The 26,008-nt window shown below is 69.9% G+C and carries 23 protein-coding genes and 1 pseudogene; 5 read left to right on the top strand and 19 right to left on the bottom strand.

All coding sequences use genetic code 11. The features are described 5' to 3' along the window. Positions 1-80: 80 nt before the first annotated feature. The gene (locus OG844_RS12730; RefSeq protein WP_406390003.1) at positions 81-218 is read left to right on the top strand and encodes a hypothetical protein; all 138 of its coding nucleotides are present in this window, start codon (positions 81-83) and stop codon (positions 216-218) included. Between the two features lie 393 nt (positions 219-611). Here the strand turns inward: OG844_RS12730 and OG844_RS12725 are convergent, their stop codons facing one another. From OG844_RS12725 to OG844_RS12710, 4 genes are all read right to left on the bottom strand, one after another. After that, a complete protein-coding gene (locus OG844_RS12725) occupies positions 612-2,144 on the bottom strand; it encodes an FAD-dependent oxidoreductase (RefSeq protein WP_406390002.1) in 1,533 nt (510 codons plus the stop codon). 573 nt (positions 2,145-2,717) lie between these two features. Then, a complete protein-coding gene (locus OG844_RS12720) occupies positions 2,718-3,656 on the bottom strand; it encodes a DUF3048 domain-containing protein (protein WP_406390001.1) in 939 nt (312 codons plus the stop codon). Between the two features lie 308 nt (positions 3,657-3,964). After that, positions 3,965-6,100 (bottom strand): cellulose binding domain-containing protein, encoded by a 2,136-nt coding sequence (locus OG844_RS12715; RefSeq protein WP_406390000.1) that lies wholly within the window; start codon positions 6,098-6,100, stop codon positions 3,965-3,967. Positions 6,101-6,342: 242 nt separating this feature from the next. After that, complete coding sequence (locus tag OG844_RS12710) at positions 6,343-6,507, bottom strand: hypothetical protein (protein ID WP_406389999.1); 165 nt, start codon at positions 6,505-6,507, stop codon at positions 6,343-6,345. 50 nt (positions 6,508-6,557) lie between these two features. Here OG844_RS12710 and OG844_RS12705 point away from each other — a divergent pair. Further along, positions 6,558-7,142 (top strand): annotated as a pseudogene (locus tag OG844_RS12705) (CoA transferase); the annotation flags it as partial. Positions 7,143-7,312: 170 nt separating this feature from the next. Here the strand turns inward: OG844_RS12705 and OG844_RS12700 are convergent. The 13 genes from OG844_RS12700 to OG844_RS12640 form a co-directional block, all read right to left on the bottom strand. Beyond that, positions 7,313-7,762: a MarR family winged helix-turn-helix transcriptional regulator gene (locus tag OG844_RS12700; RefSeq protein WP_406389998.1), complete on the bottom strand. Its 450-nt coding sequence runs from the start codon at positions 7,760-7,762 to the stop codon at positions 7,313-7,315. Positions 7,763-7,864: 102 nt separating this feature from the next. Then, positions 7,865-8,731, bottom strand: coding sequence for a fumarylacetoacetate hydrolase family protein (locus OG844_RS12695; RefSeq protein WP_406389997.1), 867 nt, complete (start codon positions 8,729-8,731; stop codon positions 7,865-7,867). Positions 8,732-8,769: 38 nt separating this feature from the next. Further along, positions 8,770-9,810 carry a cupin domain-containing protein gene (locus tag OG844_RS12690; protein WP_406389996.1) on the bottom strand — a complete coding sequence of 347 codons (1,041 nt, stop codon included), beginning with the start codon at positions 9,808-9,810 and terminating at the stop codon, positions 8,770-8,772. A gap of 23 nt (positions 9,811-9,833) precedes the next feature. Beyond that, positions 9,834-11,048 carry an FAD-dependent monooxygenase gene (locus tag OG844_RS12685; RefSeq protein ID WP_406389995.1) on the bottom strand — a complete coding sequence of 405 codons (1,215 nt, stop codon included), beginning with the start codon at positions 11,046-11,048 and terminating at the stop codon, positions 9,834-9,836. 164 nt (positions 11,049-11,212) lie between these two features. Continuing rightward, on the bottom strand, positions 11,213-11,863 hold the full coding sequence (locus tag OG844_RS12680) for a CoA transferase subunit B (protein ID WP_406389994.1): 651 nt from the start codon (positions 11,861-11,863) through the stop codon (positions 11,213-11,215). Then, a complete protein-coding gene (locus tag OG844_RS12675) occupies positions 11,863-12,618 on the bottom strand; it encodes a CoA transferase subunit A (protein WP_406389993.1) in 756 nt (251 codons plus the stop codon). Before OG844_RS12675 ends, OG844_RS12680 begins: the two co-directional genes overlap by 1 nt. Before the next feature lie 61 nt (positions 12,619-12,679). Then, on the bottom strand, positions 12,680-13,417 hold the full coding sequence (locus tag OG844_RS12670; protein WP_406396099.1) for an SDR family NAD(P)-dependent oxidoreductase: 738 nt from the start codon (positions 13,415-13,417) through the stop codon (positions 12,680-12,682). Between the two features lie 17 nt (positions 13,418-13,434). Beyond that, on the bottom strand, positions 13,435-14,406 hold the full coding sequence (locus OG844_RS12665; protein WP_406389992.1) for a fumarylacetoacetate hydrolase family protein: 972 nt from the start codon (positions 14,404-14,406) through the stop codon (positions 13,435-13,437). Between the two features lie 201 nt (positions 14,407-14,607). Continuing rightward, on the bottom strand, positions 14,608-15,546 hold the full coding sequence (locus OG844_RS12660) for a VOC family protein (RefSeq protein WP_406389991.1): 939 nt from the start codon (positions 15,544-15,546) through the stop codon (positions 14,608-14,610). A gap of 13 nt (positions 15,547-15,559) precedes the next feature. After that, positions 15,560-16,564 (bottom strand): amidohydrolase family protein, encoded by a 1,005-nt coding sequence (locus tag OG844_RS12655; protein ID WP_406389990.1) that lies wholly within the window; start codon positions 16,562-16,564, stop codon positions 15,560-15,562. Then, positions 16,561-17,691: an FAD-dependent oxidoreductase gene (locus OG844_RS12650; RefSeq protein ID WP_406389989.1), complete on the bottom strand. Its 1,131-nt coding sequence runs from the start codon at positions 17,689-17,691 to the stop codon at positions 16,561-16,563. Before OG844_RS12650 ends, OG844_RS12655 begins: the two co-directional genes overlap by 4 nt. A 24-nt stretch (positions 17,692-17,715) precedes the next feature. Next, positions 17,716-18,678 (bottom strand): cyclase family protein, encoded by a 963-nt coding sequence (locus tag OG844_RS12645; protein WP_406389988.1) that lies wholly within the window; start codon positions 18,676-18,678, stop codon positions 17,716-17,718. Further along, a complete protein-coding gene (locus OG844_RS12640; protein ID WP_406389987.1) occupies positions 18,675-19,676 on the bottom strand; it encodes a fumarylacetoacetate hydrolase family protein in 1,002 nt (333 codons plus the stop codon). The genes OG844_RS12645 and OG844_RS12640 overlap by 4 nt, the downstream gene beginning before the upstream one ends. 128 nt (positions 19,677-19,804) lie before the next feature. On the opposite strand from OG844_RS12640, the gene OG844_RS12635 reads away from it, so the two are divergent. Continuing rightward, positions 19,805-20,734, top strand: coding sequence for a LysR family transcriptional regulator (locus OG844_RS12635; protein WP_406389986.1), 930 nt, complete (start codon positions 19,805-19,807; stop codon positions 20,732-20,734). A 216-nt stretch (positions 20,735-20,950) separates the two neighbouring features. Next, entirely contained in the window at positions 20,951-22,192 is a 1,242-nt protein-coding gene (locus OG844_RS12630) for an MFS transporter (RefSeq protein ID WP_406389985.1), read from the top strand. A gap of 10 nt (positions 22,193-22,202) precedes the next feature. Here OG844_RS12630 and OG844_RS12625 read toward each other — a convergent pair whose 3' ends face one another. Both OG844_RS12625 and OG844_RS12620 read right to left on the bottom strand, forming a co-directional pair. Beyond that, a complete protein-coding gene (locus tag OG844_RS12625; RefSeq protein WP_406389984.1) occupies positions 22,203-23,243 on the bottom strand; it encodes a LacI family DNA-binding transcriptional regulator in 1,041 nt (346 codons plus the stop codon). A 72-nt stretch (positions 23,244-23,315) separates the two neighbouring features. Continuing rightward, positions 23,316-24,329, bottom strand: a complete 1,014-nt coding sequence (locus OG844_RS12620) for a LacI family DNA-binding transcriptional regulator (RefSeq protein ID WP_406389983.1) — start codon at positions 24,327-24,329, stop codon at positions 23,316-23,318. 289 nt (positions 24,330-24,618) lie between these two features. Here OG844_RS12620 and OG844_RS12615 point away from each other — a divergent pair, with 289 nt between their 5' ends. Continuing rightward, a complete protein-coding gene (locus OG844_RS12615) occupies positions 24,619-25,935 on the top strand; it encodes an ABC transporter substrate-binding protein (protein WP_406389982.1) in 1,317 nt (438 codons plus the stop codon). Positions 25,936-26,008 lie beyond the last annotated feature (73 nt).

The following is a 26,008-nucleotide window of genomic DNA, read 5'->3' as shown; positions in this document are numbered from 1 at the left end:
CTGCATCTGGATGTCGCGCGCGTCTGCTATGCCCCGACCGTGGTCGCCGCGTTCGCTGTCCGGTCCAGGCCGGGCGCCCCGTGGCTGTGCCGCTGGACTGGGATGAACTGGACGAACCCGATCTGACCGCTCGCCGCTGGACGGTGACCGACCTCGGCGACCGCCTCGACAGGGACCCTTGGGCGGGACTCATGCGTCGTGGGCGGGACATGTCGTAGCCGCTCGGGGCCCTGGCTCTTCGTTGACAAGAACGGGGACGAGTCCGGTCCAGAACTGCCGGGGCGGGAGAGGCCGAGGCCGGCGCTTTACCGGAGGCGGCGAATCTCCGCCGAGCCCTCGGGGGGTCGGCGCCGAAGCGGACGGGCCGCGCCGGCCCACGCACCACTCCACCTCGGCCGCATGCCGGTCGCCCTTTCGCTCGCTCCGGCCGGAGCGAGCGAAAGGGCTTCAGGGCGGCGCCGGTCGCCGGAGGTGGAAGGCTCCGTGAGCCCGTCGCCATCCCCAGCGCCGACCCGTAGTGCGGGCTGTCGGTACGCGTCGACGCCTCGGTTCGAGCAGAGGATCGGCTGCACCGTTCCCGCCCGCCGTTCTGGCCTGCCCCACAGCCGGGCTCAGATGCTCCGGGGCGGCAGTGGGCGCAGTGCCGGGCCGTGGAGTACTTCGCCGTCGATGCCGAACCGCGAGCCGTGGCAAGGGCACTCCCATGCGGTCTCCGCCTCGTTGAACGCGACCAGGCAGCCGAGATGGGTACAGCGCGCTGACACGGCGTGCGCGGTACCGTCCTTGTCGCGGTATACCGCGCAGCGGCGTCCCTCGACCCGTACGACCGCCCCTGATCCCGGGGCGATCTCGGCGACCGAGTCGACGTGGGTGGTCTTCAACCTGTCACCTACGAAGTGCTGGGCGACCTCCGCCTGCTGCTTCAGCAGGGCCGTGCCTTCACGGATGGTGCTCCACAGACGGCGCGGGTCGTACAGTCCTGCCCACTCGGGCTCCGCACCGGTGAGTGTCGATACCAGCAACTGTCCGGCCATGGCTCCTCCGCTCATGCCCCAGCCGCCGAATCCGGTCGCCACGTACACATGCCGTGCGCCCGGATGGAAGGGGCCGACAAGCGGAACGCCGTCGCTCACGTCGTTGTCCTGGGCGGCCCACCGGTACTCGGTGTCGCCGACCGGGAAGTGTTCGTGCATCCATCCGTCCAGCCGCAGGTACCGCTCGCGGCTGTCACCCGTGCCCGGCGTGAAGCTCTCGCCCGTGACGATCAGCAGCCGCCGGCCCTCGTCGAGCGGCGCGGTACGGACCGATCGCTTCCCCATGTCGTCCGTGATGTACATGTGCTCCGGTGCCTCGGAGGCGGGGAGAGAAGCGGCGACGACCAGTTCACGGCGCGGTGACAAGCGGGCGAAGTGGAGCGCCCGGTCGAAGACCGGGTAGTGCGTGGCGACGACGACGTCCTTCGCCGTGATCGTCGCGCCCCGCTCGGTGGTGACCTTGCACGGGCTGCCCTCGGTAAGACCGGTCACGCGGGTTCGCTCGTGGATGACACCACCTCGTGCGGTGATGTCGTCGGCCAGGCCCAGAAGATACTTGCGCGGGTGAAATTGCGCCTGGTGGGCGACGCGCACAGCTGCGAGCACGGGGAACGGCAGGTCCGTCTCCGTCACGAAGCCGGCATCCAGGCCCGCTTCTGCGGCAGCCTCGGCCTCGGCCTCGAACGTGGCACGTCGGCGCGGGTCAGTGGTGAAAGTCAGAGCCGACGACCGCTCGAAGTCACAGTCGACGCCCAGTTCCACCGCCACTGATGCGACCCGCTCCACCGCTGCCTGCTGGGAGTGAGCGTACTGTCGCGCGCCTTCCTTGCCCCGCGTGCGGCGCAGTCGTTCATAGACGAGGGAATGAGCGGCAGTGAGCTTCGCCGTTGTGTAGCCGGATACCCCGGCAGCAACACGGTCCGCTTCCAGTACGACCACGTTCCGTCCGGCCCGAGTCAGTTCCCAGGCGGTGCTCAGGCCGGCCATACCTGCGCCGATCACGACGACGTCCGCCGTCGTGTCGGTGTCCAGCGTCGGCCACTGGGTGCCAGGAGTCGTGGCCATCCAGTAGGACTCTGCCGTCCCGGGCAGTTCAATTCGTGTAGTCATGAACCAGGTGTTCCCTCAGCGGCTGAAAGGAGGCCCGGCGGCACAACTCTTCCCCTGAGCGGCCCTGGCGCTCTCAGAGAAATGTGCAACCCGTTGCCCATCCGGGCCGCCTTGGGCGTCCCTGTCAGTGCCGACTGTCGCTCTGGGCGGGAGTGACACCTGTGCCGATGGCCCGGGGGTCACAGGGACCGGGTGATGAGTTCCTTCATGATCTCGTTGGCGCCACCGTGCATCTTCTGGCCTCGTGCGTCGGCATAGAGCCGCCTTCGAGGACGAACTGCTCCGCCTGTGGGTACAGCGCTTCCTGGGCAGCGCTCAGCCGTGAGCACGGTGCGCACCAGACACCGATACTCGGTTACCGTGCGCACGGGTGGCATTGCCTTCGATTGACTTGTGGCTGCCGGGCACCGCGCTGACGTTCGCTCAGGTTGTTGTCGAATTCCGAGGCTGCCTGCGGTCTCGGCCTCCATACCGACGAGGCACTGCGCACGATCATCGACATCGCCTGAGACGCAGCCGCTTCGCCGTCAGGGGGTCACCGGAGTCCGTACGCGCGGACTCCGGCGGCCGGCGTCACTTCGGTACGAGCACGATCCAGATCTGGCCGGTCGCGAACGTCATCGGCCTGCCGTCCTGGGTGGTGAAGTCGGTCGCCGACTCGGCGGTGTTCCGCTCCCATGCCACGTCGTACGACGTGCCGTCACGCAGGACGGCCGCCGAGCCGGACCCCACGGTCGCGCTGAAGGGCGAGGTGTTTCCGCCTCGGTCCCGGAAGCGTGAATCCCGCACGTCCACGTTCTGCAGGACCACTGTGGCCGCTCCGAGCCGGTCACCGGAGGCCGTACGGGCAGGGGTGCCGTCCATGCTCACCAGCCACTGGTCCCGGTCCGTGGACCAGGTGAAGGTGAACCGTGCCGACGGGTAGGACACCGTGCGCCCGTTGACGGGCGTGCCGCCCGGGGGCGACGCGGCGAAGCGGAGCCCGATGTCCTCGGCTGCGTTCACCCCGGTGGGGGCGTGCGGGATCTTCGCCGGGCGCAGGTACAGATTGTGCGGCGCGGCGCGGTCACCGCTGCGGAAATAGGCGTTCGGTGCCTTCGACGGCGGCAGCGCGTCGAGGGGGGCAGCCTCGATCGACGGCCGGAGGGCGGACTGGGCGCCCGAGTACGCGAGCGTGGGCTCGTCGAACTGCCGGAGCAGCTCCAGATCCGTCTCTCGCGCGCTGCGTACGGGGCCGATGACGGACGGCACGTCGGAGGAGTAGGCGGCGAGTATGCGGCTGAGGCCTGCCTCCACCTGCTCCACGTAGACGATGTCGGCCTTCTCGAGTCCGGTCGGCGGCCGGGCCGCGGCCACGTTGTCGATCTTCACGGCGAGCACGTCCGCGCGTGCCGCAGATGTTGTCGTGGGAACTTTCCCCCCTTCGCCCGAACTGTCGCAGCCCGCCGTGAGGACGAGCGTGAGCGCGGCGAGTGCGGCGGCGGCCGATCTCTTCGTTCCGGAGGTACGCATGGCTGCCGCCCCTTTCGAGCCGGATCTGCGGCACGGCACCGGCTCATGTCTTCTGCGGCGATGACACTTTCTCGTCCATCATCACGCAGAAGACCGGCCGGAGCGCCTCAGGCGCGGCGTCGGTACCTCTCCGGCGCCAGGCGGCCGACCGGCGACGCGTCAGAACAGTTCGCGAATCGGCGCTTTGGACATGCCCCCCGTCGTGCCGGGCGAGGCGGAGACGGCGGCTGTGGGCGGCGATGCGCCGGAGCGGCGACGGGTCCGCCCGGGGCAGGTCGTCCTGCCACCGCTCCCGGGCGGACCGGACCTCAACCGACGGAGCAGACAGTGCCGTTGAGGCGGATGGCCATCGGATCGGGGTTGGGGCCGTCGTTGGCGCCGACGAAGCCGAACGAGGCCGCCGACGCGCCGTCCGGGGCCAGCGGCCCGGCTCCCTCGGGCGCGGTCACGCGGACGTGGCGACCGGTCTGATGGAACGTGGCGTTCCAGCCTGAGGACACCGACTGGCCGTCGGTCGGCCAGTCCCAGTCCACGGTCCAGCCGGTGATCGGGGTGTCCGAGAGGTTCCGGACGGTGACCGTGGTCACGAAGCCGTTGCCCCAGCTCGTGTCCCGGTGGAAGGTCAGCGCGCAGGCGGCGTCCGGTGGGGTGCCGGTGGTGAAGGTCAGCGGAACGGACGGGGTGGAGATCCGTCCCGTGGCGTCGGCGGCCAGCACGTTGACCGTGTGGGTGCTGCCCGGCGGCAGGTTCCGCAGGGTCACGGACGTACCGGTGGTCTCGCCGACCAGCCGGGTGTGCGCGCCGTCCCGCTCCTGGACCAGGTGGCGGGCGGCACCGGCCGCCCCCTCCCACGACAGGCGCGCGGTGGTGTCGGTCACCGCCTCCAGCTTCGGGGTGCCCGGCGCGCCGGCGGTCGAGGCGCCGGCCCCGGTGCCGGGCCGCGGGGTGAGCGTGACGGTGAGCATCGCGTACGGAGGCACGGTGACCTGGGAGGCGGACGCCCCACTGCCGGTGACATCGGTGATGTCGCTGTCGCCGCGGGCGTAGCGGCTGACCTCGGGTGCGGCGTCGGACGGGGTGAAGCCCGCGTACTCGAGGTCCACGGTCCGTGCGGCGTCGGGGTCCTTGTTGATGAGCAGGACGCTCAGGCGCCCGTCGCGACGGTGCACGGCGTGCGCGGAGACGTCCTGGGCGGAGGACGAAGCGGCGACCATGGCGTCGCCGGCTGTGCCCAGTTCGCTGGTCATCTTCATGCCGTAGTAGGGGTGGAACGGCGTGTTCGTCGCCGGTTGGCAGACGTCATCCGTGCAGGCACCGCTGGACAGCATGCCCATGTCGCCATAGTCGGTGTCGCCGTCGACGGTGGTGATCCGGCCCGGGCCGTTGTGGGTGTTCCACCAGTCGACGTTGAACACACCGTTCTCCAGAGCCGTCATGAAGGCGTCGGCGGCGAACAGGCCGTTGGGGCGGGCGGTGAGCATGGCACCGCCGGTGTTGGTGTTGACTTCGGTGAGGGCGATGCCGATGCGCGGGGAGTCGGCGCCCGCGTGCCGGTCGATCTGGTTGCGCACCTCCCGCAGCTCGCCGGGCAGCCGGGTCAGCCGGGATATGGCGGCGTCCGCGGAGGTGTCGGAGCCGCCCGCGTACCAGTGGACGCTCACGAAGTCGATGACGTCGGTGACTTCGGAGAGCACGGTGTGATTCCAGTCGCCCGGATCGCCCTCGCCGACGATGCCGTCCGGCCAGTTGCCCGGGGTGGTGAGGACCGCGCCGATCTTGATGGTCGGGTCGACGGCCTTCATGGCGGCGGCGTAGGCGCGGACCTGACGGGCGTACTCCCGGGGACTCTTGTCCGCGTGGTCGTCGTGCTCCCAGCCGCTGCCGTAGTGGCCGTTGCCGTAGATCTCGTTGCCGATCTCCCAGTACTTCGCGTCGTAGTCCTTGGTGACGTTCGCGTACCGGACCCAGCCCGCCGCCTCCGCGGGCGTGCCGGAGCCGTAGTTGGCGATCAGGATCGGCTGCGCCCCGGTGGCGCGGACCGTGCCCATGAAGGCGTCGAAGCCGGTGCCGGGGGCGACGTATCCGCCGGGCGCGGTGTGCGTCTCCCAGTGGTAGATGTCGGCGTACGAACCTCCCGGGTAGCGCATCGCCCCGACGTCGGCCGTCTTCATGAGGGCGGCGACTTCGGGGTCGTTCATATGCGAGTCCCAGACAGCGGCGTTGACACCACGGGCGGTGTCGGAGAGTCGGCCGAGCGACGCCTGCGTGTTCACCCGGACACTGACGTCCGCGGTCGGCGCCTCCTGCACGGCGGCGGATGCGGCACCGGCGGCGCCGAGCGGGGACAGCAGGGCGAGCGTCGCGGCCAGGGCGGCGACGGTGCGTGCGAGGTTACGGGGGCGACCGGCGGGGGCCGGCCCGACGGGTCTCTGCGGTAAGGCCATGGGGGGTCCTTCCTAAGGGCGGCGACACGGACTGGTCGACGCGTGCCGGGCGGGCGGTACGGGCGGGCGGGCGCCGACCCCGGGGGCAGATGCTGCCCCCGGGGCGCGGGAACAGGCGGTGCGTGGGTGCTGCGGCGGAGGGTGGGCGCGGGGCGGCGCGGTGCATTGCGGTCGTGCACGGTGGGGACTGTCCGAATTCCGAGATGGGAGCGCTCCCATGATGGGAGGAGGGTGACGTTCTGTCAACGGACGGGACCGTCGAACCGAGCGTCCTTGAAGGACTTCGGTTCACCGGAAACGCCCGCGTCCGGCTGGAGCACGAAGCTGATACGGCTCGACGCCTTGGCGTTGTCGGACAGGTCGCGCGGCTCGGCCACGTCGGTGGTGAGGTTGTTCGGCTCGGTCATCGCGGCAGTGATGCCGCCGCGGCTGAGACCGCTTGCCTGTAAGCCTGTGGGCGTACGACCTGCTGATGCAGTGCCAGGCAGGGTTGATCTCGATGACCGGCACTCCCGACATGGTCGCCAAGGCCGGCATCTCGGTGGCCGACATCACCGCCGGTCTGTCCGCGTACTCGGGCGTCCTCACCGCGCTGTTCACCAGAGCCACCACAGGGCGGGCGCACCCCGTCGAGGTCTCGCTGTTCGACATGGCGTTTGTGGCGGTGCGGCAGGAAATCAGCCAAGAAGGACGGCTGAGCGTCGTGGACGAGCAGGACTTCGTCCACCGCAGCGGCGACAACGAGCGTCACGCCACCGGAGTCGAGCTCGACCCTGCCGACGCCGAGCCTTCCGACGCGGCCTGGCAACTGGCGCTGCGCCCTGGCCCCCCGCTCCTCTTCCGGTTCAGCGCGCTGACCGCCAACGCGCACCGCATCCACTACGACGCTCCGTACGTGGAGGGCGTGGAGAGTGCTACCCGGGGCTGGTCGTGCACGGCCCCCTGCTGGCGCTCCTCATGCTCGAACCGGCCCGCCGCGAAGCCCTCGGACGCGCCGTACGGAGGTCTCGTACCGTCTGCGCAAGCTGGTCTTCGCCGGTGAGCACCTACGTGCCCTGACCGAGGTGGCCTTCGCATGGCGCAGCCGCCCCCTCGCCACCGCGCCTGGTCGCAGCCAGGAAGATTCTCTTCGTGCGTGGCCATCGGCCTGACCGGTTCGCCGAGGCAGCCGCCTCCGGCGGTTCCCACTCGGAGGAGCTCCGCGGGAGCCCCTCATGCTCCGTCGTGGAGAGCCTCGTCGTCCAGCGAAGCAAGTCTGCTGAGGATGTCGACGGCCAGCGCCCGCTCACCCTCGGGAAGTGATCCGAGGAGCAGTTCGTTGATCCGTTCAGCCGGAGCGATCAGGGAGTCGAGCAGGTCCTCGCCCTCGGCGGTGAGGCTCAACAGGGTTCGTCTGCGGTCTGCTTCGTCACGCACCTGACTGACGAGGTGCTGGTCGGTCAGACGACGGATCATCTGGTTGACGGTGGAGCGGTCCAGTGAGGTGAGGCGCGCGAGGGTCCGCTGGTCCATGCCGGGATCCCGGCTCAGGGCGTTGAGGATGGCGAACTTCGGGGAGGTGATCTCCCGGGACACGTGCTGAGCCCAGAGAGCCGTGTGTACCTGTTCCGCGCGCCGGATCAGATGGCCGATGTAGTTGGGCAGCTCCAGTGCGCGTGCCACGGTGCTCCGTCCATCTGTCGTCGGGGTGGTGCCGGCGGGAGATTGCCGGTACGGGATGGAGTCTAAGGAATGCGCGGCACCACCCCGCGTGCGGCCTTTCCGTCAGCGGTCCCGGCGCCCGGGACGCTGTTCGTACGCGGTGGCCCGAGAGCCGTCCACACCCACCTCCAGGCGTCCCACCCGTTCGATCTCCAGGACGATACGGTCCCCGTGGCTGAGCGGTCCCACTCCGGCCGGTGTGCCCGTCGCGATCACGTCCCCCGGGTGCAGTGTCATGACAGAGGACGTGTAGGCGATCAGCTCGCGGACGCCGAAGATCAGATCCGCCGTGTTGGTCCGCTGGCGGGTGCTGCCGCCGACATCGCAGCGCAGGCCGAGGGAGTCCGGATCCGGAATCTCGTCGGCGGTCACGACCCACGGCCCGATGGGTGTGAATGTGTCGAACGACTTGCGCGTGGAGCGGTCCTCGCCGGACCGGACGGTGATGTCCAGCACGCAGGTGTAGCCGAAGACGTGGTCCAGCGCGTCGTCCGCGCCGACATGGCTGGCCGTGCGTCCGATGACGACGCCCAGTTCGCCTTCCTGATCGGTGCGCCTGTCGGTGTAGGGGAGGAGGACGTCCTGGCCCGGCCCGATGACGGAGGAGTTCGCCTTGAGGAAGACTCCGAGGTCGGCGACCGACGTGGTGTACTCCATCTCGGCCTTGTGGTCCAGGTAGTTGACCGGCGCGCCGATGATCTTGCCGGGGCGGGGCAGCGGAGCTTCCAGGGCTGCTCGGGCGAGCGGGACCCGCGCACACACGGCGAGGTCGGGCAGCGAGTAGGTCCCGCGGGCGACCCTCTCGATGTGCTCGTGCAGCGCACCGGCAGATCCGACGGTTCCCCTGCCGGCGAACTGCTCGGTCACGTCGACGAGCGTGTCGCCGTCGACAAGTCCCAGGCGTCCCTTGTTGAACAGGGCCAGACGCATCGTGGCCTCCTTGTGCTGTGAAGTGTGAGGTGGGCGTATCAGGCGCCGGGATCGGCGCTTTCGGTGCGGTAGAGGCCGAGGGAGCGCATGACGGGCTCGTCGCTGTAGGAGAACAGGACGGCGTCGCTCGACGACGAGGTGTTCAGGTGTCGGTAGGAGGCCCAGCCCGGAACGGCGAACGTGTCGTGCTCGGACCACTCCAGCCGTACGCCGTCGACGACCGTGACACCCTCGCCGCGCACCACGTTGAAGATCGTGGAGGCCGTGTGCCGGCGGCCAACCCCCTGGAACGCGGGGCGCAGGCGCTGGACGCGGCAGCCGATCGTGGGCATGACCGGACCCCCTGTCCACGGGTTGGTGTACTCGAGGACGATGCCGTCGACGTCGCTGCCGTCAGCGGTGTCGGCGACGCTCTCCAGCGCCCGCTGGGTCTCCTGCCACGGGTACCGTGTGACGGGGGAGTGGGGTCCGTCCTGGGAAAGCCAGACGGGGTTCAGCCGGCCGTGCAGAAACTGCCGGCTCCCTGCGTCGTCGGGCCGGGTGACCGGCTGCAGGCGCTGGTGGTACTTCTCGTAGAAGCCGGCTTCCAGGGCGTTGACCAGCGGGTAGTCGAGCGCGTCGAGCCACATCATCGGGGCGTCGCCCTCGTGGGTGTGGTCGTGCCAGTGCCAGCCGGGGGTGAGCAGCAGATCGCCCGGGGACATGAAGACACGCTCTCCGTCGACGGTTGTCCACGCGCCACTGCCCTCCAGGATGAAGCGGAACGCGTTGGACGTGTGCCGGTGCGCCTGCGCGGTCTCGCCGGGCAGGATGACCTGCAGCCCCGCGTAGAGCGTGTTGACGGTGGCAGGCGGATCGGTGAGGCCGGGGTTGACGAGCATGAGGACTCGTCGTTCGGCCTCCTCCAGGGAGAGGGTTTCCGAGAAGTGCAGCAGGTGAGGGCGTAGTTCCTGCCAGTTCCAGCGGTAAGGGACGGCGCGGCTCTTCGGCTGGGCGGGGAACAGGTTGCCGTAGAAGCGCCACAGCGGAGCTGCCCCCAGGCCCTCCAGAGCTTCGTAGGCGAGTTCGTCGGTCGTCATGCGGTCCTCCTCGGGTTGCAGGGTTACGGGGTGGGGACGGCAGCCGGGGCCGGTGTCCACACGGAGGAGGCGTCCTCGAAGTCATCGGGCCTGCGGGACGAGAGGAGCCGGTTGCGCAGGGTGGCCCCCATGCCCTCCAGATGGCAGATCTCGCCGAAGCGGCGGGCGTTGGTCTGGATCATGGCGGCTCGCTCGCGGCGCCGGCCGACGTACGCGGTGAAGGCGTCCGCGGGGTCGGAGAAGCGGCCGAGTGCCTGCCCCAGGGCAACCGCGTCCTCCAGTGCCTGACAGGCACCCTGGGCGAGGTACTGCAGCATCGGGTGCGCCGCGTCTCCGAGCAGCGCGATCCGGCCGTGCGCCCAGTCGTCGATGGGCAGGCGGTCGTACAGGGGCCAGCGCCGGTCCCGGGCTATCAGGGGCAGGGCGTCGCGCACGGCCCGGCACGCCCCCGCGAACCGCTCCTCGAGCTCGGCCTCGGTGCCCCAGGCGTCCGAGTCCGGCGTGTAGTGATCGCTTTCGAACACGGCAACCTGGTTGTAGAGCTCGCCGCGTCGCACGGGGTACTGCACCAGATGCATGCGGGGCCCGGCCCAGACCATCACAGCCTCCGAAGCGGCGTGCTGCGACATCCGGCCGGTCATCCTGTCCGCGGGAAGGGCGCCGCGGAACGCCACGTAGCGGGAGCAGACCGGCTCTCCGTCGCCGACGAGGGTCCGGCGCAGCTGTGAGTGCAGGCCGTCCGCTGCCACGACCGCGTCGGCGGTCAGCTTGGTCGCCGTCCCGGCGAAGTGCAGGACCACCCCGGATCCGTCCTGTTCGGCGTGCGTGACGGTGTGTCCTGTGCGCAGTGTGACCGCGGGGTGTTCCTGACAGGCGGCGAGGAGCGCGGAGTGGAGGTCTGTGCGGTGGGTGACCAGGTAGGGGTGTGCGAAGCGCTCGGTGTAGGCCGCGCTGCGCAGATCGAGGGAGGTGATCTGCTCTCCGCTCAGGGCGTCCATCATGACGAGCCGGGGCGGGGCGACCGCAGCGCGCCGGACCGCCTTGAGCACCCCCAGTTCTTCGAGGGCCTGAGAGGCGTTCGGGGCGAGCTGCAGGCCTGCTCCGATCTCTCCGAACCGGGCGGCTCGTTCCACGACGGTCACGTGGTGACCGGCGCGGGCGGTCGACAGTGCTGCGGCCAGGCCGCCGATTCCACCACCGACGACGGCGATGCGGAGGGGGACAGGGGTCACGGACATATGGCCGCCTTGGTCAGGAGGGGGGGCGCCGATGGGAGGCGGCGAGCTCATGTAATCAGTACATCAATCATTGGTGTACTGATTATATTCGGAGAGTGTTGCCGCGCTGTCAACGGTTCCGTGGAGAAAGGCCAGCAGGGCACGCGGACCTCGGAAGTGACTGATCAGCAGGCAGCCGTGCGACTGTCCGCGTGCACGGGTGCTCCTGTACGCGCGGTGATGTCCGCCGGTGTGACGCCCGGGGCCGTTTCGACGAGGGCGAGACCGCGGTCGGTGACGTCCAGCACCCCGAGATCGGTGATGATGCGGTGCACGCAGCGCCGACCGGTCAGGGGCAGGGCACACTCCTGCAGGATCTTGGCGCTGCCGTCCTTGGCGGTGTGCTCCATGAGGACGATGACGCGGCGGGCACCGTGGACCAGGTCCATGGCGCCGCCCATGCCCTTGACCATCCGGCCGGGGATCGTCCAGTTGGCGAGGTCGCCTCGAGCCGACACCTGCATGGCACCGAGAACGGCGGTGTCGATGTGACCGCCGCGGATCATGCCGAAGGAGAGCGCGGAGTCGAAGAAGGAGGCGCCGGGCAGGACGGTGACGGTCTCCTTGCCGGCGTTGACGAGGTCCGGGTCGACCTCGTCCTCGGCGGGGTAGGGGCCGGTGCCGAGGATGCCGTTCTCGGAGTGGAGGACGACGTGGACCCCGGGCGGGAGATGGCCGGGTATGAGGGTGGGGAGGCCGATGCCGAGGTTGACGTACGAGCCGTCGGTGAGTTCTAGCGCCGCACGGGCGGCCATCTGGTCACGGGTCCAGGGCATCAGATGCCTACCGTCCTCTTCTCGATGTGCTTGTCGGCGGCCTGCTCGGGGGTGAGCTCCACGATCCTCTGCACGTAGATGCCGGGCAGGTGGATCGCGTCGGGGGCCAGCTCGCCGGGTTCGACGAGTTCCTCGACCTCGGCGACGGTGACGTGACCGGCCATGGCGGCGAGGGGATTGAAGTTGGCGGCGGCCCGGCGGAACACGAGGTTGCCGTGCGTGTCGCCGCGCCACGCTCGGACGAGGGCGAAGTCGGTGGTGATGCCGTGCTCCAGCAGATGGGGGCGCCCCGAGAAGTTCCGGGTCTCCTTGGGCGGTGAGGCGACCGCGACCGAGCCGTCGGGTGCGTACCGCCAGGGCAGGCCGCCCTCCGCCACCTGGGTGCCGACCCCGGCCGGGGTGTAGAAGGCGGGGATCCCCGCGCCGCCGGCCCGCAGGCGCTCGGCGAGCGTGCCCTGCGGGGTCAGTTCCACCTCGAGCTCGCCGCTGAGGTACTGCCGGGCGAACTCCTTGTTCTCACCCACGTAGGAGCCGGTGACCCGGGCGATTCGTCGGACGGCGAGCAGGATGCCGAGGCCCCGGCCGTCCACGCCGCAATTGTTCGAGACCACATCCAGTCCGGTCGCCCCCTGCTCGTACAGGGCGTCGATGAGAACCTGGGGGACTCCGGAGAGCCCGAAGCCGCCCACGGCGAGCGATGCGCCGTCCGGGATGTCGGCGACCGCCTCGGCCGCGCTGCCGCTGACCTTGTTCACGTGCGGAATTCCTTTCGTACCGTGGTGCCGGGGAGGAGAGCCACCCTGACTTCGAGCCGTCTCAATGCGCGGTCTCGGGGCGAAGGGCGTCGGATACGGACTTGACGCCGCCGTGCGCGGTGAGGCCGCCGTCCACGGGGATGTCCGCGCCGGTGATGAAGGACGACTCCTCGGACACCAGGAAGACGACGAGCGCGGCGACTTCGTCGACGGCTCCGGTGCGGCCGAGGGGGGTCTCGCGGATGTTGGACTCGCGGAAGGCCGGGGTCGCGGAGGCGGTCATCTCCGTCTCGATGTAGCCGGGGTGGATCGTGTTGACGCGGATCCCGCGGGGGCCCAGTTCCAGCGCCGCCGTCTTCGACAGGCCCCGCAGCGCCCACTTGCTGGTCGTGTACGCCACCGGGTAGTGCGCGGTGAGGGCCGCGGAGGATCCGACGTTCACGAGGGAAGCGCCCGGGGGCATCAGGGGCATGAGGTGCTGGATTCCCAGGAGCGGGCCGGTGACGTTGACCGCGTGGACGCGCGCCATGTCCTCGGGGCGCACGTCGCCGATGCGGGCGCGCCAGGTGAGGCCCGCGTTGTTGACCAGGCCGTGCACCTGCCCGTACGTCTCCCGCAGTTCGGCGGCGAGGTCTGCCCAGTCCGTCTCGCTGGTGACGTCAAGTCTGCGGCACCCGTCCACGGGTTCGACATCTGTCGCGATGACATGGGCGCCCTCGCGGGCAAGGGCGGCGGCCTCGGCGGCGCCTTGGCCGCGTGCCGCACCGGTGACGACAACTACCTTGCCGCGCAGCCTCATCGGGTGGAGGTGGCCGGTCACGGCCGCTCCCGGTTGCGTCGTCGGCCGGTCGGCAGGGGCTTGGGCTCGGTACCGGGCGCCACCGTGTTGGTGAGCGTACCGACGCCCTCGACGGTCAGGCTGACGGTGTCGCCCGGCTGCAAGGGGGGCGGGGTCTGTTCGCCGCGCAGGCCCCAGAGCTCGGCGAGGCATCCGCCGTTGCCGCAGGTTCCCGACCCGAGCACGTCGCCCGGGACGACGCGCGTGCCGCGGGACGCGTAGGCGGTCATCTCCTCGAAGGTCCAGCTCATGTTGGACAGCAGGTCCTCGCCCACGGTTCTCCCGTTGACCGTGGCGGTGAGCGCCAGCCGCAGAAACCCTTCGGAGTCGCGGTACGGCGCCAGTTCGTCCGCGGTGACCAGGTAGGGGCCGAGGGAGGTGGCGGTGTCCTTGCCCTTGCAGGGTCCGAGACCCACCTTCATCTCCGCGGACTGGAGGTCGCGGGCGGACCAGTCGTTGAAGACGGTGTAGCCGACGATGTGGTCACGGGCCCGTTCCGGGGTGAGGTCGCGTCCCTCGCGGCCGATGACGGCGCCCACCTCGAGTTCGAAGTCCAGGACGTTCGAACCGGGAGGTACGGGCACGCTCTGATCGGGGCCGTAGACCGCGTGGGGGTTGGTGAAGTAGAAGGTGGGCGCCGCGTACCACTGCTCGGGCACACCGGCCACGCCGTCGACGGACCGACGTACACCCTCGACGTGTTCCTCGAAGGTGACGAAGTCCCTTATGGACGAAGGTTGAAGAGGGGGAAGCAGGCGCACCTGCGAGACATGGGGCCCGGGCGGCACATCGAGTGCCGCGGCACCGGCGGCGAGGAGTCCCGGCAGGCCGTCGGTCTCCGCCAGGAGCGTGGTCAGAGAGGAAACCCCCGGCAGAGGAAAGAGCGTGCCGTCCTCCTCAACGACGGCTGTTCGGTGGCGGTGCTGATGCTCGTAGGCGGCGAAACGCATGGTGCGGCTCCTGGGGAGGAGGGTGCGGTCGGGGGTGATGCGTGGTTCACGGGGCGGGCCTCGGTAGCCCGCCGCCCGCCGGGGGAACGGGCAGCAGAAACCGGCTCCGCGGGCCGGGTCCCGCTGTCGGTCGGTCACAAGGAGCGTGGACACGGGCCCGGGAGAGGGACGGCCGTGGGTGCGTGCCGTCCGCGGAGTGCGTCAGACGGGCGGGGCGACGAACACGCCCCGGTCGGGGTCGTTGAACGACTCCTTGGCGACGATTTCGTTCATCGCGTTGGCGGTGCCCCACTGGTCGGTGACCTCGGGCTGGGAGAAGTCGTAGACGTGCGGGTGCCAGGTGTCCTCGTCGAGCGCCTCCAACTCGGTCGTGTACTCGACGGTGTTGCCGTTCGGGTCGAGGAAGTAGGTGAAGGTGTTGTCGCCCGCCATGTGCCGGCCCGGGCCCCAGATCTTGCGGTGGCCGGCCCGGATGACGCGGCCGGAGCCGCGCATGTACTCGTCGATGCCGCGCATCTCGAAGGAGACGTGGTGCAGAGCGGTGTGCGGGCCCTGGGCGATGGCCATGGAGTGGTGCTGGTTGCTGATCCGCATGAAGTGCATGACCTCGCCCATGTGCGGCGAGGAGAGCGTGTCTGAGAGGGCGAAGCCGAGATGGCGCTCGTACCACTCCCGGGTGCGGTTGAGATCGGGGGAGTTGAGGACGACGTGGGAGAGCTTGACCGGGATGGCCTCCTTCTCCTCGATCTTCCTGTGCTGCCGGACCTCGACGTCGGCCGAGACCTCGATCGTGCGGCCGTCGACGTCGAAGAAGCGGAAGCCGTACCCGCCGCCCGGGGTGTCCACGGCACCGGGCCGCGTGATCAGCTGCACGCCGCCGGCCAGGAGCCGCTCGGCGAGGGTGTCCACATCGGCCGGGTTCGCGGCGCCGTAGGAGACGAGGTCGAGCCGCTTCTCCTCGGCCTTGCGCAGCCGTACGACGTACTGCTCGGGGGAGCCCTCGGCGGCCAGGAAGGAGATCCCGGAGTCCTCGGTGACCTTGGTGAGACCCCAGGTCCCGGCGTAGAAGTCGAGCTGTTTGTCGTAGTCCGGTACCGCCAGATCGACATGACGCAGGTGGGTGAGCAGGCGTGCGCTCATGGTGGGTTCCTCCTCAGGTGGTGGTGGGGCCGAGCAGGGCGGCGGCGTTGTCACCGCGTACGGCGTCGAAGTCGGCCCGGGACAGACCTGCGGCGCGCAGGGCGCCGACCGGGTCCTCGGTGCCCATGTCGAAGGGGAAGTCGGAACCGAGGAGTACGCGGTCGGCTCCGGCCGCCCGGATCAGCTCCCGCAGGACGTTCGGGTCGTGGACGAGCGAGTCGAAGTACAGCCGACGGAGGTAGCTGCTCGGCAGGTGGGCGCAGCCCGTCGCCGCGTCCGCGCGTGCCGTCCAGGCGTGGTCGGAGCGGCCGATGTGGGTGGGCAGGTAGCCGCCGCCGTGGGCGGCGATCAGCTTCAGGCCGGGGTGCCGGTCGAGCACCCCCGAGAAGATGAGGTGGGAGAGGGCGACGGCGTTCTCGGTGGGCTGGCCGACCGTGTTGGACAGGTACCACCGGTTCAGGCGCTCGTCGAGCGTGCACCCGAAGGGGTGCAGGAAGACGATCGCGCCGGTTTCACCGGCCCGGGACCAGAACGGTTCGTACGCCGGGTCGGACAGTTCCCGCCCCGGGGCGTGGCTGGAGATCTCCACCCCGAGGAGCCCGTGCCCCAGGGCGTCGTCGAGCGCTTCGACGGCCTGCTCGGGGTGTTGGAGCGGTACGATCCCCAGCCCGCGCAGGCGCTCCGGAGCCGCCGCACAATGCGCTGCGGTGGCCTCGTTGGCGGTCCGGTACACCTTCTCGGCCGTCTTCTCGTCAGCCCAGTAGTGGTAGTGGGAGGGGGAGGGGCTGACCAGCTGGACGTCCACACCCTGCTGGTCCATCGCCGCGAGGCGCACGGCGACATCTGTCAGTTGCGGGACGCGCTCACGCACCATGGGCCCGCTCACGGACAGGGCCTCGACGCCGTTCCGCCGGGCGTCCAGAGCTCTTGCCGCGTCGTGGCCGGGCAGGCCGGCCACGAGCGCCTCGACCCCGGGCAGCAGGACGTGCGCGTGTACATCGACGGTCGGAGACGTCACGGCAGCTCCCGGAGCATCGCCATGGTGCGGCCCATGAGACCGGGCACGTCGGCGTCGCGCACCCCGTCGAGCTGCCACTGCCCGATCTGGACAGAGGCGTCGACGACGGGGCGGACACGGGTGATCCGCCGCTCGTAGTACGCCTGGAACAGGGCGTCGTCCCAGGTGTCGGAGCCGGTCAGCATCTGCGCCAGCACCCAGGCGTCCTCCAGGGACAGAGCGGCACCCTGCGCGAGGGTGGGCGGGCAGCAGTGCGCCGCGTCACCGATCAGGACGACCCGGCCGCGGTGCCACGCCCCTTCGACCAGCATGCGGTCGAACCAGGTGTAGTTGACCTGTGCCGGCTCGGTGATGTGCTCGGTGATCTCAGGCCAGAAGCCGCCGTAGGCCGAGGTCAGGCGGCGCATCTCCTCGGCGTACGAGTCCGCGGGGATCGAGGCCCGGTCGCGGTTGGCCTCGACCACGTACGCGTACAGGGTGCGGTCGCTGGTGGGACAGTAGCCGGCGATGTAGGCCGGGCCCCCGTAAGCGAGGTCCGTACGGGACACTCCGGCCGGACGCGGGGCGGCCACACGCCAGATGGCCATGCCCGTCGGCTCCGGTTTCGCGGTGATCCCTACGGCCGCGCGGGTGGCCGAGCCCAGCCCGTCGGCGGCGATCACGAGGTCGTAGCGGCCCTCGGAGCCGTCACTGAAGCGGACGGAGACGCCGTCGGCATCCTGGTCCAGGATCTCGGCGGTGACGCCCAGGCGGATCGAGGCGCCACAGGCGCGGACGGCCTCGATCAGGATGCGCTGGAGTTGCGGCCGCTGCATGCCGACGGTGGCGGGGAGGTCGTCGCCACCGCTGCGGATGTCGTCCTGCTCGTGCAGGACGGTTCCGTCAGGCGCGGTGATGCCGACCGACCCGAAGCCGAACCCGGATGCCCCGACCCGCTCCCACACCCCCAGCTCACGCAGCACCCGCAGGGCGTTGCCCTGGAGAGTGATGCCGGAGCCGGCGGTGGCATTCCAGTCGGCCCGGGCCTCGATCAGGTGCACCTGGAGCCCGGCGCGCTGCAGCAGCAGCGTCATGGCGTTGCCGGCCGCGCCGCCCCCGATCACCAGGACCGTGCGAGCTTCGTTCATGGTGGAACTCCTTTGTTCCTCTGACTACTTGACGGCGATCGGATTGATGGGAGAGCCGACGGCGCCGGTGATGGGCAGGGGTGCGGCGGTGAGCCAGAACGCGTAGGCGCCGTCGGCCGCACAGTCCTCGGCGAGAGCCTCCAGGTCCCACATCTCCCCGATGAGCAGGCCGATATGGGGGATGGCCACCTGGTGCAGCGGCTGGAAGGCGACATCGAACTCGTTCGGTCGCACCTCGAAGCCCCAGGTGTCGGTGGCGATCGCAGCGATCTCACTGCCGTGCAGCCAGCCCGCAGTGGTGAAGGACAGTCCCGGTGCCGCGCCGCCCGCGTAGTCGCCCCAGCCGTCTCGGCGGGCCCGGGCGAGCTGTCCCGTACGAACCAGGACGATGTCGCCGCGGCCGACGCTCACGCCCTGGGCCTCGGCGGTCGCCGTCAGGTGGTCCGCGGTGATCGCGAAGCCGTCGGGCAGTTCGCCGTCCTCGCCGAGCGTACGGCCGACGTCCAGCAGCACGCCGCGCCCTGCGACATACGGGGCCATGTGCTCGATGCCGGTGACCAGGTCGCCCTCGGAGGTGACGGTCTTCGCCGCGTCGCGGCCGTTCCAGGCCCTGCCGTGATCGAAGATGTGCCCGAGCCCGTCCCACTGCGTCGAGCACTGCAACGGCATGGCGATGACGTCGTCGGCGCCACCGAGGCCGTGCGGAAAGCCCTGGAGGCCGAGTGCCGCGTCGGTGCCGGTGTCGAGCATGGTGTGCACCGGGTTGGTGCGGCGGCGCCAGCCCTTCTGCGGGCCGTTCATGTCGAAGCTCTGGGCGAGCGAGAAGCTCACGCCCCGGCGGATGAGCGCGGCGGCCTCGCGCCGCTTCGCCTCGTCGAGGAAGTTGAGGGTACCCAGCACGTCGTCCTCGCCCCAGCGTCCCCAGTTGGAACACTCGCGGGCGGCACGGGCGATCGACCCCTCGGGGTCGTGGCGGTCGGGAGTCACGACGAGACCTCGGCAACGCATCGCGTGCGCTGAGCGCCGAGTCCGGTGACGGAGCCGTCCATGACATCGCCGTCGCGCAGCAGCCGCCCCCAGTGCATGCCGTTGCCGGCCGGGGAGCCGGTCAGCACCAGGTCGCCGGGCAGGAGCCGGGCCGTCTGCGAGGCGTAGGACACCATGCGCGCCACGCTGAAGAGCATGTCCTCGGTGGACTCGTCCTGCATGGTCTCGCCGTTCAGCTTCAGTACGAGGCGCAGGTCGTCGGGGTTCCCGATCGACTCGGCAGGCACGATCCAAGGGCCCAGCGGGGTGAAGCCGGGCGCGTTCTTGCTGCGGAGCCAGTCGGTTCCGATCTGCGGCATGTCCCGGCGGAAGACCGTGGCGCGGTCGGTCAGGTCGTTGGCGATCGTGTAGCCGGCGACGGAGCCGAGAGCCTCCTCCACGGACACCCGGTGGGCCGGCCGGCCGATGACGGCCACCAGTTCCAGCTCCCAGTCGGGCTTCTCGGCCCATGCGGGGAGTACGACGTCGTCGTACGGGCCGGTGATCGAGCTCGGCAGGCCGATGAAGACGTACGGCAGGTCATCCGCTGCCCGGCGGTCCATGATCTCTGCGGCCTCGGCGCGCCGTTCCTCCTCGGATCGGTCGTCGGCCGGGTCCCGGTGTGCGACGTGCAGGTCGATGACGTGCCGGCGGTAGTTGGCGCCGGACTGGAACACCTGGCGCGGTTCGACCGGGGCGTGCACCCGGAAGTCCGCCAGGGGCCTGCGCTCCGGACCGCTGTCGTCGGCCAGCGCCGTCAGTCGCGCCGCAGCCGTGTCCCAGGCCTCCAGGAGGCTGCGGACGGACAGGTGTTCATCACCGAAGGCAGCTCGCAGGTCGAGTACCCGGGCGTCCGCCGTGACGAGCGCGGGGAAGGCCGGTCCGTCCGGAGCCGAGAGCGTGGCGAGGGCGAAGGGTCCGGCGAAGAGCTCAGACGCGGATGCAGGTTTCACGAACATGTCCTCCTGATTGCGGTGTGACTAATCTGGACCCGTCACTCGCAATCTGGGAAATCGATTCTGTGGATGGGTTTCATCCACGGCATTTATTCCTTCCTGGTCGGCGCCCTACGGCAAGGGAAAGTCTCGTGAATCTGGCTCGCCTCGACCTCAACCTCGTTGTCGCCCTCCGCGCTCTGCTGGAGGAACGCAACGTCACCCGTGCCGGTCAGCGCATCGGCCTCAGTCAGCCCGCCATGAGCGCCGCCCTGGCCCGGTTGCGCCGCCACTTCGACGACGAACTGCTCGCCCGGGTGGGCGGCCACTACGAGCTCACCGCCCTCGGCCAGGTCCTCCTGGACCGCACCGCCACCGCGTACGAAGTGATGGAACGTCTCTTTGCCAGCCAGGCCGACTTCGATCCCAGCAGTGAGACGCGCGAGTTCAATCTGGTGGCCTCCGACTACGCGGTCGCCGTGTTCGGTACCGAGCTCGCCCGAGTCGTGCACGAGGAGGCGCCAGGGATCCGGTTGCGCTTCACCCAGCCACCGACCACCGTGGTCGACGACACCGCGACCCTGCTGAGCACCACCGACGGTCTGCTCATGCCGCACGGCGTCATCAGCGACTTCCCGGCCACCGAACTCTACGAGGACAGCTGGGTCTTCCTCGTCGCGGACGACCATCCGAGCGTCGATGACCGCCTCACCCGAAACGACCTGGGGCGGCTGCCGTGGGTCACCTATCAGCGGACCTACGACGCCCCCGCCGTACGACAGCTCGGCATGCTCGGAATCGAGCCGCGGGTGGAGGTGTCCGTCGACAGTTTTCTCCTGCTGCCGCTGCTCGTGGCAGGTACGCGGCGCATCGCCCTGATGCAGGCGCGCCTCGCACGGCTCCTCACACCGCTTGCAGCCGTGCGCGTGGTGGAGCCCCCCTACGAAGCGGTCCCCCTGCGCGAGGCGATGTGGTGGCACCCGGTGCACACGCACGACGCGGCCCACATCTGGCTGCGTGAAACGACTGCCCGGGTCGGCAGGCGCATGGCCGACGTGCCGGAGGGGCCGGCCGCGTACTGACGTCCCCGCGGCCGCCAGCGGCTCGGCCATGGGAACACCACACCATCCACGGCCTGGATCGGCGGCATCCCGAAATCGGATGACGTGAGGGGTGGGCAGTGCAGCGTCCAGAACGCATAGTCGGGCACATCACGCGCCCGTGCGCCGAGATCTCCGACACCTGGACTCGCTCGCTCGGTGGCGCCACCTTCCCGTCTCGCACTCTGGAGTGCCGCCATGCCGGTTCCCGCCGACCCGCCCGTCCTCGACCACGACGACCCCCCGGCTGCGGCGGGCAGACTGCCCGCCGCCCTGCTGATGGCCGGCAGTTGTCTGCCCATCCTCGGCGCGGTGCTCCTCGCTCCGGTCATGCCGCGCATGCAGGACCACTTCGAGGCCGTACCGGGCAGTGCGGCGTTGGTTCCCCTGATGCTGACGGTCCCGGCGCTGTCACTGGCCCTTCTCGCCCCGTTCGCGGGTGTCATCGTCGATCGACTCGGCCGCAAGCGCCTGTTGGTCGCGGCGACGATCCTGTACGCGTTGTTCGGCACGGTGCCGCTGTGGCTGGATTCGCTGCACGGCATCGTGGCCAGTCGCGTGCTGCTGGGGGTCGCCGAGGCCGCCATCATGACCTGTTGCACCACCCTGATCGGTGACTACTACACCGGCAGGCTGCGTGACCGCTGTCTCGCGCTCCAGACGATGTGCGCGTCGGCGTCCGCCACCGTCTTCTTCGTGGTCGGAGGCGCACTCGGGACAATCGGCTGGCGAGCGCCCTTCTGGCTGTACGTGGTGGGTCTGCTCCTCGCCCCGGCCATGGCCGTGGTGCTGCCGGCTCCCGCACCCGGCACCGGGCGCGTGCCGGGCGAGGGCCGCGTGGACGTGGAGCGCCGGCCCTTTCCCGTGCGCCGCATGGCCGGCCTGTGCCTGCTGACCGCGTTCGGCGCGGTGGTCTTCTATGCCGTCCCGGTGGAGATGTCCTACCTCCTCGACGACCTGGGCGTGGACTCCACCGGTGTCATCGGAGCGGTCACGGCGATCGCCAGCGCCGCCACCGTCCTCGGCTCCGTCCTCTTCACCCGGCTGTCCGACCGTCCGCGACGCCGACTGCCTGCAATCTTCCTGGTGTGCGCCGTCGGCTTCCTCGTCATGGGAACCGCTGACAGCCTTCCCCTGCTGATCGCCGGCGCCGTGGTGAACTGCGTCGGGACGGGGCTGCTCCTGCCGTCGCTTCTGACGCTGGCGATGTCCCGGCTCGACTTCGCCGACCGAGGGCGCGGCACCGGACTGTGGACGGCGGCGTTCTTCCTCGGCGAGTTCCTCTGCCCACTGGTGCTCCTGGGCGGCAAGGGAGCTCTGGGTGACCTGGCCTCGGCCGTCGGCCTCCTCGGGCTCGTCACCGTGCTGGTCTCGACCGCACTGGTGCCCCTCACCCGCCGTGCGCCGCAACCGCGTCACCATGCTCCTGATCAGCCCTGACCGGGCCGGGTCACCGCACCGGCGCGGCCATGGTCGAACGGCGTACGACCAGTTCCGGCTGCAGCACGACGTGGGCGTGCTCGTGGACCGCGCCGCGGGTCGTGTCCTCGATGAGCAGGCGCCCGGCCTGTCGGCCCAGAGCCACGGCCGGCCGCCGCACCGAGGTGAGCGGTACGACGGCGGACGCGGCGAATTCGATGTCGTCGTATCCGACCACCGCGATGTCGTCGGGCACCCTCAGCCCGGCCTCGTACAGCGCCTGAAGTACGCCCAGGGCCAGCACGTCGTCGGAGCAGAAGACGGCGGACGGGCGCCGGGGGAGACCGAGGATGCGGTGGCCGGCGTCCTTGCCCGCGCTCACGGAGAGGTCGGCACAGGCGAGCTCTCTCAGGGCGGTGTGCTGGAGCCCGGCCCCGATGACGGCGTCAACGGCTCCTCTGCGCCGGTCCCGAGCCTGCGGGAGATGGTCCGGACCCCTGACGTAGGCGATGGAGCGGTGTCCTTGGCCGATCAGGTGGCGTACCGCGGCGTGCCCACCCGCCACATCGTCGATGCCGACGGAGCAGGCGCCGGGCTGGGGCCCGTACTGGTCGGCAATGACGAAGGGAACGGCATTCCGCCGGAAGGCGGCGACCGTGCGCCCGACGGCCTCGCCGGAAGCCAGTACGGCACCACGAATGCGGTGGGAAGTGATCAGGGAGAGGTGGCGCGCCTCTTCTGCGGGGTCACTGGTGCCGGTGCAGACCATCACGCCGAGGTCGGCCTCACGAGCGGCCTGTCCCACTCCGACGGCCACGGCGGTGAAGAACGGGTCGGCCAGATCCGGAACGAGAACTGCGAGGACACGGGCCGCCCAGCCATGAAGTTGCCGGGCCCCTTCCGTCCGTACGTAGCCCAAGGCGTCGATCACCGCGAGCACGCGGGTCCGTGTGGGCTCGGCCACGAGCTCCGGGCGGTTGAGCACGTTGGAAACGGTGCCGAGAGAAACGGCGGCCTCCCGAGCGACGTCCTTGATGCCTGTCTTGCGGTGTGCGGCCATCTCTTGGGCCATCGGAATCCTCCGTGTCAGCCTTGTTCGAGGGCATTGCGGAGGGAGCGCGGCAGGCTCGCTTCCGTCCGCGGTCTAACGGCCTCGCGGGGCGGCGGTGCTTCCGCGCACGACCAGGCGCGGTGTCATGGAGGTCTGCATGGCCCTGTCCCGTCGGCCCTCCACACGCTCGATCAGCATGCGGGCGGCGGAGGAGCCCATGGTGTGTCCGGCCTGGTCGACGCTGGTGAGCTGGACGGGGGCGAGGGCGGCGAGGGCGGTGTTGTTGTAACCGGCCAGCGAGATGTCGTCCGGGATGCGCAGTCCGAGTTCGTGGGCTGCCCGGTAGATGCCCAGAGCCGCGACGTCGGCGCCGGTCATGATGGCCGTCGGCCGCCGCTCGGCCGTCAGCAGGGCCATGCCGGCGTCGAAACCTCCGTCGTCCGAATACGCGGCGTGGTGGACCCGCACGTGCTCGGCGAGGCCGTTTCGTTCCATGGATGCGCGGTATCCGCCGGCCAGGACGACCTCGGGTGTGCGCTTCCACTGATTGGCCTTGATGCCGGGAGCGGACACGAGGGCGATGTCCTGGTGTCCGAGCGACACCAGATGGTCCACCACGAGCCCCGCGCCGGTGTCGTCGGCGTCGACCACCGAGTCGTGGGCGTCGGAGCCGTCGTGATGCCCGATGACAACGGTCGGGGTGGCCGCCGCGGTGGCCAGTACCTCGCTACGAGAGGTTCCCGGGGCGACGAGAATCAGGCCGTCCATCTGGCGGTCGACCATGGAGCGGATGGTCTTCGCCTGGTCCTCGGGGTCGAAGCCGGCCGCGCCGATCAGCACTGTGTACTCGCTGTGGCGGAGCTCTTCCTGGACGCCGTCGAGGATGTCCGCGAAGAAGGCGTTGCGGACGTTGTCCAGGAGCACACCGACCGTGTACGTCCGCCCTCGCATCCCGCGTGCCGCCGCCTGCGGGCGGTAGTCCAGTTCGGCGATGGTCGCCCGTACCTTCTCCTGCATGCCCGGACTCACTCCGTAGGCATTGCGCAACACCTTGGACACCGCGGCGACGGACACGCCGGCGTGCCGGGCGACGTCGGTGATGGTCACGCGTTTGTTCTGCTTCGGTGCGGCGGGCCCGCCCATCGTCAGTACCCCGGATCTCGTAGGCGTGAGTGTAACGGTCTACATCATGACCTCTGTATGACCGCAAAGCTAGCGCGGTGCGTTTCGATGTTACGGCTCTGTGTCTTGACGTATCTCACCACCCGGTGCAGGGTGTTGCCCACTTCGTGGTGGAGAACGTTATACACAATCTTCCAAGCGATCGGGCCTGGACCTTCCTCAGCGCCGCTCGCCGTTCCTCGCCCCCTCTCTCAAAGACCTCCGGGAGTCTTCCGTGTCCCTTCGCATGCCCCACGTCCGCCGCGCACGTCTGAGCCTGCTGACGGCCGGCACCGCCTCGCTGGCACTGCTCACCACCGCCTGCGGCGGTGGTGACGCCGGATCCTCCGCCGCCCCCAAGGAATTCAGCTACCTGAGCGTCACGGAGAACACCACCGTCAAGTCCGCCCTGACCACCATGTCCGAGGGCGCGTGCAAGTCGGCCGACGACGCACTGCCGCTGAAGGTGGAGACCGTCCCGCAGGCGAGCCTGGACCAGAAGCTGCAGCTGCTGGCCGGTCAGGACGCCCTGCCGGTGCAGTTCGCGGCGGGCAACGCCCCCGCACTGACGCAGCAGTTGGCCAAGTCGGGCAAGGTCGCGGACCTGGAGAAGGAGCTCACCTCCCTCGGAGTACTCGACCAACTGGAGCCGGCCGCCGTCTCCACGATCAAGGCGCTGTACGGCGGCAAGGTCGAGGTCCTGCCGTACGAGTACAACATCGAGGGCATCTTCTACAACAAGAAGCTGTTCACCGAGAACGGCATAGCCGTGCCGGGCACCTGGGACGAGCTGGTGGCCGCCGCGGCGAAGCTGGACGCCGCGCACGTCCAGCCCTTCTCCGCCTCCGGCCAGCAGGGGTGGCCCATCACCCGTCTGGTGAGCACCTACCTGTACCGCAGCCTGGGGCCCGACGCCCTCCAGAAGGTGGCCGACGGCAAGGCGAAGCTCACCGACCCGGAGTACGTGAAGGCAGCCGAGGAGATAGCCGCTCTCGGCAAGAAGGGCTACTTCGGCCAGGGCGTCGGATCGATCGACTACGACACCGCGATGAACCAGTTCCTCAACGGCAAGGCCGCCATGTTCTACATGGGCAGTTGGGCGCTGGCGAACGTCTCCGACGCCGAGCAGAACAAGGTCGGTGCGGAGAACGTCGGCTTCATGCCCTTCCCGGCAGTCGCCGGTGGCAAGGGCTCCATCGACCAGTACCCGTCCAACGTCGGCCTGGGTATCACTCTGGGTGCGAAGTCCTTCGACAAGAAGACCGGGGCCTGGGTGTCCTGCATCGCCAAGAACTACGGCAGCACTGCGCTCAAGGACCACGGCGCCATCTCCGGCTTCAAGGTGAACACCACGGTGAAGGACGCCAACGAGGTCACCACGCAGGTGCGCGACACCATCGGCGCCTCGAAGCGGAACGTCCTGTGGTTCGAGGCCCTGTTCAGCACCAAGGCCACCACCGTCAGCCAGACCAACGCGGCAGGTCTGGTGACCGGGAGCACGAAGCCGGAGCAGTTCATGCAGACCGTCCAGGACGCGCTGGCCGCCCAGTAGCCGACCGGGGGCGGCCCACAGGCCTCCTCGCGCCGCTCGTCGGCCGCCCCCGGTCCCGTTCCGGCAGGTTCTT

The organism is Streptomyces sp. NBC_00887 (genome assembly GCF_045207585.1).
Note: the sequence above shows the minus strand (reverse complement) of the source record. Positions and strands in the feature narration are given on the sequence as shown.